Below are 11005 nucleotides of genomic sequence, written 5' to 3'. Positions count from 1 at the left end.
TCCGATGGCGGATGAGGCGCCCGGCGGCAAGGCCCCCGATACGGACAGCGATACGCTGAATGTCGAGGCGGGCCGCTGGCTCTTCGCGCAGGCTTGCGACTTCGTTCGCGGCGTCGTGGCGATGGACGGGTTGCCCTCGACGACGATCACGGAAGTCGCCTTCGCGGGCCGCTCCAATGTCGGCAAGTCGAGCCTCATCAATGCGCTTACCGGCCGCAAGACGCTGGCGCGCACGTCGAACACGCCCGGCCGCACCAAGGAACTCAACTTCTTCGCGCTCGGCACCTCCGGCAATCCCGCGATCATGCTGGTCGACCTACCGGGCTATGGCTATGCGCGCGAAACGAGGACGCGGGTCGATCAGTGGACAGATCTCATCATGGCCTATCTGCGCGGCCGCGTGCCGCTCAGGCGCGTGCTCGTGCTGATCGATGCGCGCCACGGGCTGAAGGATAACGACCATTCGGTCATGACGCTGCTCGACGAGGCGGCCGTTTCCTACCAGATCGTCCTCACCAAGATCGACAAGCTGAAGGCGGGCGAGCTCGAAACCCGGCTCGATGAAGTCCGTGCCGGCATCCGCCGCCACGTCGCCGCCCATCCCCGGATCGTCGCCACCTCGAGCGAGAAAGGCACCGGCATTGCCGAGCTGCGCGCCGAGATCGCCTCGCTGGCCGATCCGGCGGCGCTGGGGTATAAGCGGGCGGAATAGAATTCAGCGGCTGGCGGAAAGCGGAGGCGATCGAAAGCTCATGCCGGATACCGATAAGGGCGCGAAGCCCCAGGACGATTCGAGGCTCGAACGGGCGCGGATACTCTCCGAGGCGCTGCCCTTCATGCAGCGTTACGACAAGCGCACCGTCGTCGTGAAGTATGGCGGCCACGCGATGGGCGACGAGGAACTCGGCGCCGAATTCGCGCGCGACATCGTGTTGCTGAAACAGGCCGGGCTCAATCCCATCGTCGTCCATGGCGGCGGGCCGCAGATCGGCGCGATGCTGAACCGGCTCGGCATCAAGAGCGAATTTTCCGGCGGGCTCCGCATCACCGACAAGGCAACGGTCGAGATCGTCGAGATGGTACTTGCGGGTTCCATCAACAAGCAGATCGTGGCGCAGCTCAACCAGGCGGGCGGACGGGCCGTCGGCCTTTGCGGCAAGGACGGCAACCTCGTCGTCGCCCGCAAGGTGCATCAGAAAGTTCACGACCCGGAATCGAATATCGAGAAGCTCCTCGATCTCGGCTTCGTCGGAGAGCCGGAAAAGATCAATCCGGAGATCCTCGACGTCATCCAGAAGTCCGACATCATCCCGGTCATCGCTCCCGTCGGCGTCTCGCGCGACGGACATACCTACAACATCAATGCAGATACGGTCGCAGGCGCCATCGCAGCCGCAATGGGTGCCGCGCGCCTCCTCCTCCTCACGGATGTGACGGGCGTTCTCGGCAAGGATGGCAAGCTCATCGAGGCGCTCACCGTCGCCGAAGCGAAGGCGCTGATGAAGGATGGCACGATTTCGGGCGGCATGATCCCCAAGCTCGAAACCTGCATCGAATCCGTCGAGGGCGGCGTCGAGGCGGTGGTCATTCTCGACGGCCGTGTGCGTCACGCTGTCCTGCTCGAACTCTTTACGGAGCTGGGCGCGGGCACGCTGATCCAGAAGTAGACGGACAACGATTTCAAAGGTTTTTTCATGCGTCCCCCCGGGCTATGGTTCACTTGGCCGGATCGGGGGGCGGCCAGACGCATGAGAAAGAGCCTGCAGATCGCCGCTGCCGTCCTTTTTGCATGTCTCGCGTTTTCCGCGCCGGCCCATGCCGATTACCGCTTCTGCAACAAGACGAGCTATGTGCTCGACGGCGCCATTGCCGTCGAAGCCGGCGCTGCAGCCACAAGCAGTGGCTGGCTCCGCGTGCAGCCCGGCGAATGCGGCGTCATGCTCGAGGGCGATATCGTCGAGCAGAAATATTACGTCTACGCGCGCACGATCGACGCGCATCTCGGCAGCGTCAAATATTTTTCCGGCAATGAACGCTTCTGCATCGTCGAAGACGAATTCGCCGTTGAAGGCCGCGAGCAATGCGCGATGCGAGGCTACGACTCCGCCGATTTCCTGCAGGTAGCGACCAAGCCCGGCAAGGAATGGACGACGACTTTCTCCGAAGCGAGCGACTACACCGGTGAGCAGGCACGCATCGCAGGCGCGCAGCGGCTATTGAAGGATATCGGTTTCCCGCTCACCAGGATCGACGGTATCGCCGCCCGCAACACGCTCCGCGCCGTCGAGGCTTTCCAGCGTTCGGTGAATGCACCCGTCACCGGCCGCATCGACGAGGCGCTGATCGGGCGGCTGGTCGAGAGGGCGCTGGCGGAGCACGAAAAAGTCGGCCTCAGCTTCTGCAACAAGACGGAGGAACTGGTCTGGGCCGCCGTCGGCTACCTCGACAGCGGCGACGACATGTCGAGCGGCTGGATACGCATCGAACCCGGCACCTGCCGCAAGTCGATCAAGGGCAAGCTCTCGGGCGACACCTATTTCGCCTATGCCGAAGCCATCGACGAGACGGGCGCGGTCGCGCGGCGGAACGGCGAACCCATGATCTGGGGCGGCACGGAAAATTTCTGCACCAAGGCGACCCGGTTTGAAATCAGGGGGCGAGACCGCTGCGCCTCACGCGGTTTCGATCAGCGCGGCTTCATGCGGATCGACACCGGCGGCGCGGCCCGGCTTTCCGTCGATCTCGACTAGCGTTGCCTGCGGCGCGCCATCTCGATGCCGAAATATTGCAGGTGCCAGCGCATCTCGGCTTCGTCCATCGGATAGTCGATACCGTCTCGCGGCAGCACGACAGTTTCCCGGGGCACATGTGCAATATAGGTCTGGATGGCAAGCGCGGTGCGCATGGACAGACCTGCCGTCCAGCACAAGGCGGTAATCCCGCCGCCGCTCTGGGCGGCGATGACCGCCTCGATGCTGGCGGACGGCACGCCCGAGAGCAGCGACAGCGCCAGCACCACCGATGGCTTTTGCGACATGGTGGCGGCCTCGACCACCTGCTCGTCCCCGAGGCGGCCTGCATCATATGCCTCGCGGATAGTGTCGCGTGCGACCTGCGGTTCGGCGCCTTCGGTGTCCCTGTCGATCGCGGCCTTGGCACGCAGCTTCAGCCAGAGCGATATTTCCTCGTCAAGCGCATGGCGGTTCGCCAATTCGTCGATCAGCGAACGGGACACGAAAGTCGCGATGCGGCGCACGGCACGCAGCGACAGTTCCGTGCGCATCACCAGCGGGCGGTGCCAGGCTTCGATGCCGGCGGCGCGCGCGATCACGCTTTCCAGCGTCTCCTCGCGTATCTCGGCGCTCGGATTGGCGAGCAGTTGCGCGACGGCGGGTATATCGAGGGTTGCCACCACCGCATCCGAAACGCGCATGCTGAGGTTTTCCCGCTGCGCGATTGCCTCGACCGCGCCTTCGACGCGGCTCGTCGCGATGATTTCGATCAGGTCCTCATCGGAGAGCAGGGGTGAGTATTTGAGCATCGGCCCGCAAACCGCGATTTCAACATCGTCGGCGAGGCGCCGCGCGAGCCTGCGGGAAATCGTCGGGCAATGCGCCAGTTCATACGAGATGATCGCGCGCACGCGCGGCAACTCATCCTCGGCAAGCCGGTCGAGAAGTGCCACCGTGCGCTGCTGCAGGGCGCTCCGCTCCGTCGCCGGCATGTCGGGCATCAGCCGCGCGATTTTCCGCGCCAGTTCCTCGCGCACTTCGGCGTCGCCATCGGTGCGCAGCAACTCGTTTGCCTGGGCCGGTGCCGCGGGGTTCGCCGCCACCAGGCTCCGCACCTTCAAATCGTCGTCGCAGGCCAGATAGTAGAGCGCCTCCGGGGGCGCGTCGGCGCGGCCCGCCAGTTCGCGCTTCATCGCGCTCTGATGGCTTTCGAGCACCTGGCGCGCGTCTTCATAGCGAAGCTCCGGAGGGAGCTTTCGCCGGCCGAACAGTCTCGACAGCAGACCGGGCGCCATGGCTGATCCGTGGAAGGGCGGTAAAAGGAACGCGGAGACCAGTTTCGGAGCCATGCCGTTAACACTCGCTTAATCCCGGAAGAGGGTTTTGATGCAACCGCCCGGGCTTGTCAGATGCGCGCCCGCAGGGCACATATGAAACATGCCGACAAAGACTTCATTCCCCGCCGAACCTTCAGCAAAACCCGCCGCGCCACGCGGGTTTTCCCATATCGACAGCTGGATCTTCGACCTCGACAACACGCTTTATCCGCCCGCCTGCGATCTCTTTGCCCAGGTCGACGAGCGGATGACGGCCTTCATCGCGCGCTATCTGGGCGTCGATCCGGTCGAGGCACGGCGCATCCAGAAGGATTTCTACATCGAGCACGGCACCACGCTGTCCGGCCTGATGGCGGTTCACGGCATGGAGCCGAAGGAGTTTCTCGATTTCGTGCATGACATCGACGTCTCGGCGGTGATGGCCGATGCCGGTCTCGGCGAGGCGATCGCGCGGCTGCCGGGGCGGAAGATCGTCTTCACCAACGGCTCGGTCGCACATGCGGAAAATGTCGTGCGCCAGCTCGGCATCGGTCATGTCTTCGACGGCATATTCGACATCGTGACGGCGCAGTATGAGCCGAAGCCGCGGCTTCGCGCCTATGAATGCCTGATCGAGGCCACGGGCATCGAGCCCGCGCGCGCCGCCATGTTCGAGGATATCGCGCGCAATCTCGAAGTGCCCCATGCGCTCGGCATGACCACGGTCTGGGTGAGGCCCGGCCTGCCGGGGCCGGAGCGCCATCAGCAATTGTCGCATGAGGGCGCGGACGGGCCGCATGTCCATCACGTGACGGACAATCTCGCCGACTTCCTGAAAGGGATCGCGCCGTCAGCGCCGGCCGAATAGCCGCTCGATATCGGAGAGCTTCAGTTCGACATAGGTCGGGCGGCCGTGATTGCACTGGCCGGAATGGGGCGTCGCCTCCATCTCGCGCAGGAGCGCGTTCATCTCCTCCGCCGTCAGCCGCCGCCCCGCGCGGACCGAGCCGTGGCAGGCGATGGTGCCGCAGACTTCCTCCAGCTTTTCCTTCAGCGACAAGGCCTCGTCGAGTTCGGTGAGGTCGTCTGCGAGGTCGCGCACCAGCGCCTGCACGTCGAGCTTGCCGAAGATCGACGGCACCTCGCGCACAACCACCGCGCCCGTGCCGAAGGCTTCGAGCACAAAGCCGAGTTCGGCAAGTTCGCCCACGCGTGCGGCCAGGCGCTCGGCCTCCGCCTCGTCCAGCTCCACCACTTCGGGAATGAGTAGCATCTGCCGCGACACGCCCTGCGCCGCCATCGCCTTTTTCATCCGCTCATAGACGAGGCGTTCATGCGCCGCGTGCTGGTCGACAATGACGATGCCGTCCGCCGTCTGGGCAATCACATAGGTTTCATGCAATTGCCCGCGCGCGACGCCGAGCGCGAAGCCCGCCGCCGTCTCCGCGCCGCTTTCCGGCAGCGGCTCGACACGGGCCGATTGCGCGGCGAGGCCCGCGAAGGCGCCCTGCCAGGCCCCGCGTTCTTCGGCAAAGCCCGGCCGCGGCTCGGGCCGCCATGTGCCCGTATAGGCAGGCGATGCCGCCGCCATTTCCGGCCGCAGCGCATCGAGCGTCGCGCCCGCCACCGTTGTCGAGGCGCGGTGTCCTGCCTCCGCAAGCGCCCGCTTCAACGCGCCGACGATCAGCCCGCGCACGAGCCCCGCATCGCGAAAGCGGACCTCCGCCTTGGCCGGGTGCACATTCACATCGACATCGCGCGGATCGATGGTGACAAAAAGCGCCACCGCCGGGTGCCGGTCGCGGGCAAGGAAATCCGCATAGGCGCCGCGCACCGCGCCGACCAGCAGCTTGTCGCGCACGGGCCTGCCATTGACGAAGAGATACTGCATCTGCGCCGTACCGCGATTATAGGTCGGCAGTCCTGCAAAACCGGCGAGCCCTATCTCCTCGCGCATGGCGTCGATGGCGATGGCGTTCTCCGCGAAGTCGCGGCCCATGATGGCGCCGAGCCGCATCAGCCGTCCGGCATCGCCCGGCAGTTCCGGTTCAAGCCGCAGCAGGTTCCGCTCCGCGCTTGTCAGCGTGAAGCCGACTTCTGGATGCGCCATGGCGAGCCGCTTCACCACATCCGACACCGCCAGCGTTTCGGCGCGCTCGCTCTTCATGAATTTCAGGCGCGCGGGCGTTGCATAGAAGAGATCCCGCACTTCGATCTGCGTACCCGCCCGGCCGGAGGCAGGCTCGACGTCTGTCACGCGGCCGCCTTCCACCGAGATCCGTTCGGCGCTGTCGGCGTCGCGCGTGCGGCTGACGATCGAGAGCCTCGCCACCGCGCCGATCGAGGGCAGCGCCTCGCCGCGAAAGCCGAGCGTCGCGATGTCGTGAAGATCCTCCTGTCCGCCCGCATCGATGCGGAGTTTCGAGGTCGCGTGGCGCTCGACGGCGAGCGCAAGTTCCTCCGCGTTCATGCCGATACCGTCATCGGTGACACGGATGAGGTCGCGGCCGCCGCCATCGATCACGATGTCGATATGGCGCGCGCCCGCATCGAGCGCGTTCTCGACGAGCTCTTTCACCGCGCTTGCGGGACGTTCCACCACTTCGCCGGCGGCGATGCGGTTGATCGTCCCTTCGCTCAGGCGCCGGATACGGCTCATGTCAGGGTCAGGCTTTCGTTTCCGCCAGATACTTCTTCGCCAGTATCTTACCCTCTTCCACCGCCGGCTGGTCAAAAGGATCGACGCCGAGAATGCGGCCCGCGATGATGGTTTCGAGCATGAAATGCATGAAGAGCGCGCCCAGCGTCTCCTCGTTCAGCTCCTTCAGCGAGAAAATTCTCACCGGCCTGCCGTTTTTCACCAGCGTATCGGCGGTCGCGCGCTGCTCCGCATCGACGAGGTCGCCCACCTTGCGGCCGCCGAGAAAGGCGAATTCGCTCGCACCCGCAATGCTTTCCAGCGCCTCGGGGCCCTTGCCCTTCGCTTCCGTCATGAAAACCGTGAAAAGCTTGTCGCGCGGGCCCGCCAGCCAAAGCTGCAACTGGCTGTGCTGGTCGACAGGGCCGAGCGCCTTCACCGGCGTTGTGCCCTGCCCGTCCTTGCCGAGGCTTTCGGCCCAGAGCTGGCAATGCCAGGCGAGAAAGCGTTCCAGCCGGTCGGCATAGGCGAGGAAAACGGACATCGCCGCGCCCTTCTCGCGCGCCATGGCGACCGAAAGCGCCGCGCCCGCCGCAGGCGCCACGTCCTTCGCCGGCGCGCCTTTCAGCACCGGCTTCAGCGCCGCCGCCGCGCCCGCCCGCACCGCCGCCACATCGAGGCCGAGCAGATAAGCCGGCAGCAGGCCGACATTGGTCAGCACCGCATAGCGCCCGCCGACGCCCGGATCGTGCTCCAGCGTCGGAAAGCCATGGGCTTCGGCGAGCGCCCGCATCGGGTTCGGCTTGCCGTTCTTCGCCGGTTCGGTCAGCACCGCGAAATGCTGCTTCATGTATTTCCCGCCGCCCGCCTTTTCGAGCGCGCTCATGGCCGAGAGCGTCTGGATCGCGGGCTCCACGGTGCCGCCCGATTTCGAGACGACCAGAAAGCGCGTCGTCCGCAGGTCGGCATTGGAAAACACCGCATCCATCGTCACGGGGTCGAGATTGTCGGGAATGTGAATGCGCACACCCTTCTGGATGTTCGCCTGTGTGCCCCAGCCTTTAAGCTGCGCCAGCGCCTGCGCGCCGAGTGCCGAGCCGCCAATGCCGAAAATGAAAATATCGGTCGTGTTGTCGAGCAGCCCCTCGCCCACCTCTTCGATGCGGGCGATGTCGTCGGTCCTTTCCGGCACGCGCAGCAGCGGCAGGTCGCCGCTCTTGTAGGCGGCGCGCAGCCAGTCGAGTGCCTTCTCCGCCTCGCCAAGCGCGGCGTCATAGGCTTTCTTCGTCAGCCCGCCTTCGCCGATCGCGTCGGAAAAGCAGTTGTCGAGCGATTGGCTATAGGGCAGCGCAATATCGGCCATGTGCGAAATCCACCTGAGGAAAAACCCCTGCCCGCCGGAATCGGGGCAGCGAGAAACCGTAACAAGAACGAAAACGCGCGGCCAGCCTTGGCGGTTCCGGCCTTATGGTCAGTGAAGCCCCTCGGAGGGGTGCGTCGAAGGCTTCGGCGCCATGTCGTCGGTCGGCGGCAGGCCTTCCGGCTTGGGCGAGAGATTGGGTTGCCCCACCACCGAAACGAGCAGGTTGCCCGGATGGAGCAGGCGCTGCGCCACCCGCTCGATGTCTTCCCGCGTCACCGCTTCGATCAATGCGTTGCGCCGGTCCACATAATCGATGCCGAGATCTTCCAGCTGGATGCCGAGAAGCTGTCCCGCAATCGAGGCGTTCGATGTGAAGCGCAACGGATAGGAGCCGGTCAGATAGGTCTTGGCGTCATTCAGCTCTTCTTCCGTCACGCCCTTCTCGCGCATCCGTTTCATTTCATCGCGGATGATCGCGAGCGTCTCGCCGACGCGCTCGTTCTTGGTGCCCACCTCGCCCATCAGCATGGAGGCATGCTCCATCGGATTGAGATAGGTGCCGACGGAATAGGCGAGGCCGCGCTTTTCGCGCACCTCTTCCATCAAGCGGGAGGAGAAGCTGCCGCCGCCGAGAATGTGGTTCATCACGAAGGCGGGAATGAAGTCCTCGTCGTCCCGCGGCATGCCCTGAAGGCCGAACAGCACCACGCTTTGCGGATAATTCCGCACCGTAACGATCACCTCCCCCTTTGCGTCGATCGTCGCGTCGGGAATCTCGGGAAGTGACGCCTCGGCGGGCAGCGTGCCGAAGGTCTTGTCGAGCAGCCGTCCGAGTTCGCCGGGCGAGATGGGCCCGACAACGGCAATCTTCAGATTGTCGCGCGCAAGCACATTGCCTGTGAAGGCCAGCAGGTCTTCGCGCGTGATGGCGGCAATCGTTTCCGGCGTGCCTTCCGTGTTCTGCGCATAGGGGTGGCTGCCCAGCGCCGCCTTGTACCAGGCGTCGCTCGCAAGCCAGCCCGGCGTTTCCCGGTTGCGCGCCACGATGGTGTCTATCTGCGCGCGGATGCGCTCCACCGCCTCGCCGTCGAAGCGCGGCGCCGAAACCGCCATCGAGAACAGATTGAATGCCTCGTCCCTCTTGTCGGTCAGCGCCTTCAGCGTGCCGCTGAAATAGTCGCCATCGGCCGAAAAGGAGATCTGCGTCGCCGTCTCGTCCATGCGGCGCTGGAATTCTTCCGAGGAGAGCCCCGCCGCGCCTTCGTCGAGAAGGCCGGACACCATGTTGGCAAGACCGGCCTTGTCGGCGGGGTCGGTCGCGGCGCCGCCGCGCCAGGCGACGTTCATCACTATGATGGGTACGGAATTTTCCTCCACCAGCCAGGCCTCGATGCCGCCGGGGCTCACCACCCGTTCGATGTCCATCGCGCTGGCGGGCAGGGCCCGCAGCAGCAGGATGAAAACCGCCAGCATGGCGGGCTTTGCAAAAGAAGTCCGGGTCATGGCCGGTCCTCCGGCAGCAATTCCCCGGTAATGGAGGGAGTGCCTGTGAAGATGATCTTCGCCGCGTCGATCACATCGTCTTTCGTGACCTTGCGCACAAGTTCCGGCCATTCGTGAATCTCTTCGACGCTCAGCCCCGTCATCAGCCCTTCGCCATAGCTGTAGGCCATGCTGCGCTGGCTGTCGCGCGCATAGACGGTGCTCGCCACGATCACTGTCTTGGCGCGTTCGAGCTCGTCGTCGCTCACGCCCTTGTCGAGCAGCAATGCGACTTCCGCTTCGATGGCGCTCTCCACTTCGGCCAGGTCGCCGCCGACGCGCGGCAACGCATAGAGGCCGAACTTGCCTGCGTCGAGGCGGCTGCCCTCGTACCAGCTCTGGATACCGGCCGCGAGGCCCTGCCGCACAACGACGGAACGGTAGAGGCGGCTTGTCGTGCCGCCGCCGAGAATTTCCGCAAGCACGTCGAAGGCGGCCGTATCGCGGCCTTCGGCGGCCGAATAGCTCGGCGCCGGATAGAAGCGCAGCCATGTCGGTTCGCGCACGCGCTCATCCTGCCGGACGATGCGCTTGCTCTCCTCCGGCCAGACGACAGCGGGGCGCTCGCGGTGAAACACCGGCGCGCGCTCGGCGATGGGGCCGTAATATTCTTCCGCCAGCGGCCGCAACTCTTCCGCGGTGATGTCGCCCGCAACGATCAGCGTGGCGTTTCCCGGCGTATAGAAGCGTTCATAGAATTCAAGCGCGTCCGCCGTGCCGAGCGCGGCGATTTCTTCCTTGTAACCGATGATGTCGCGGCCGAAAGGATGGTCGCCATAAAGCGCCGCGTTCATTTCGGATTGCAGCATCGCTACCGGGTTGTTTTCGATCCGCATCCGCTGCTCTTCCAGCACCACGTCGCGCTCCGGCAGCACTTCGGCGTCGGTGAGCTGCAGATTGATCATGCGGTCCGCCTCCATCTTCATGACGAGCGGCAGGCGGTCTTTCGCGATCACCTGGAAATAGGCGGTGAAGTCGTAGCTGGTGAAGGCATTATCCTGGCCGCCATTCCGCGCCACGATGCGCGAGAACTGGCCGGGCGCGATCTTTTCGGTGCCCTTGAACATCAGATGTTCAAGAAAATGCGCGATGCCGGTCTTGCCCGGCGTCTCGTCGGCCGCGCCGATCTTGTACCAGACCATATGGGTGACGACGGGGGCGCGGTGATCCTCGATCACGAGGACGTTCATGCCGTTGGAAAGCGTGAAACTTTCCGGCACGGGCGCGGGCGTGAGCGTCTCGCCGCCGCGGCCGAACAGCAGGCCGAGGCCGACGGCAAGGATCAAGAGGGCGAAAGGCAGGGCGACGAGAGCGCGGGAACGGAACAAATCTTCCCTCCGGGGGAGAAAGGCGCGCGGGGCGAGAGCGCCGTCAGGCTTCCCGCGAAATGAGGCCGGCGGTTGTTACGCCGCCG

At 65.0% G+C, this 11005-nt stretch carries 9 protein-coding genes; 4 read left to right on the top strand and 5 right to left on the bottom strand.

Annotation, left to right across the window (positions count from 1 at the left end; all coding sequences use genetic code 11):
* Positions 1-4: 4 nt before the first annotated feature.
* From yihA to PLAV_RS01520, 3 genes are all read left to right on the top strand, one after another.
* Positions 5-712, top strand: coding sequence for a ribosome biogenesis GTP-binding protein YihA/YsxC (yihA, locus tag PLAV_RS01530; RefSeq protein WP_011995212.1), 708 nt, complete (start codon positions 5-7; stop codon positions 710-712).
* Between the two features lie 40 nt (positions 713-752).
* Positions 753-1667, top strand: a complete 915-nt coding sequence (gene argB, locus PLAV_RS01525; protein WP_011995211.1) for an acetylglutamate kinase — start codon at positions 753-755, stop codon at positions 1665-1667.
* 81 nt (positions 1668-1748) lie between these two features.
* A complete protein-coding gene (locus PLAV_RS01520) occupies positions 1749-2750 on the top strand; it encodes a DUF1036 domain-containing protein (protein ID WP_011995210.1) in 1002 nt (333 codons plus the stop codon).
* Here PLAV_RS01520 and PLAV_RS01515 read toward each other — a convergent pair.
* Positions 2747-4027 (bottom strand): DUF2336 domain-containing protein, encoded by a 1281-nt coding sequence (locus PLAV_RS01515; protein ID WP_041535792.1) that lies wholly within the window; start codon positions 4025-4027, stop codon positions 2747-2749. The two genes, PLAV_RS01520 and PLAV_RS01515, sit on opposite strands and share 4 nt — an antisense overlap.
* A 142-nt stretch (positions 4028-4169) precedes the next feature.
* On the opposite strand from PLAV_RS01515, the gene PLAV_RS01510 reads away from it, so the two are divergent.
* On the top strand, positions 4170-4916 hold the full coding sequence (locus tag PLAV_RS01510; RefSeq protein WP_011995208.1) for a pyrimidine 5'-nucleotidase: 747 nt from the start codon (positions 4170-4172) through the stop codon (positions 4914-4916).
* Here PLAV_RS01510 and mutL read toward each other — a convergent pair.
* The 4 genes from mutL to PLAV_RS01490 all read right to left on the bottom strand — a co-directional run bounded on the left by mutL (position 4899) and on the right by PLAV_RS01490 (position 10919).
* Positions 4899-6707 (bottom strand): DNA mismatch repair endonuclease MutL, encoded by a 1809-nt coding sequence (mutL, locus tag PLAV_RS01505; protein WP_011995207.1) that lies wholly within the window; start codon positions 6705-6707, stop codon positions 4899-4901. The genes PLAV_RS01510 and mutL overlap by 18 nt on opposite strands.
* A gap of 7 nt (positions 6708-6714) precedes the next feature.
* Complete coding sequence (locus PLAV_RS01500) at positions 6715-8049, bottom strand: hypothetical protein (protein ID WP_011995206.1); 1335 nt, start codon at positions 8047-8049, stop codon at positions 6715-6717.
* 108 nt (positions 8050-8157) lie between these two features.
* A complete protein-coding gene (locus tag PLAV_RS01495; protein ID WP_011995205.1) occupies positions 8158-9552 on the bottom strand; it encodes a M16 family metallopeptidase in 1395 nt (464 codons plus the stop codon).
* Entirely contained in the window at positions 9549-10919 is a 1371-nt protein-coding gene (locus PLAV_RS01490; RefSeq protein WP_011995204.1) for a M16 family metallopeptidase, read from the bottom strand. The genes PLAV_RS01495 and PLAV_RS01490 overlap by 4 nt, the downstream gene beginning before the upstream one ends.
* Between the last annotated feature and the right edge of the window lie 86 nt (positions 10920-11005).

The sequence above is a fragment of the Parvibaculum lavamentivorans DS-1 genome, from assembly GCF_000017565.1.
In the GTDB taxonomy this organism is placed as follows: Bacteria; Pseudomonadota; Alphaproteobacteria; order Parvibaculales; family Parvibaculaceae; genus Parvibaculum; species Parvibaculum lavamentivorans.
This window is presented reverse-complemented; position numbering and strand designations above follow the sequence as displayed.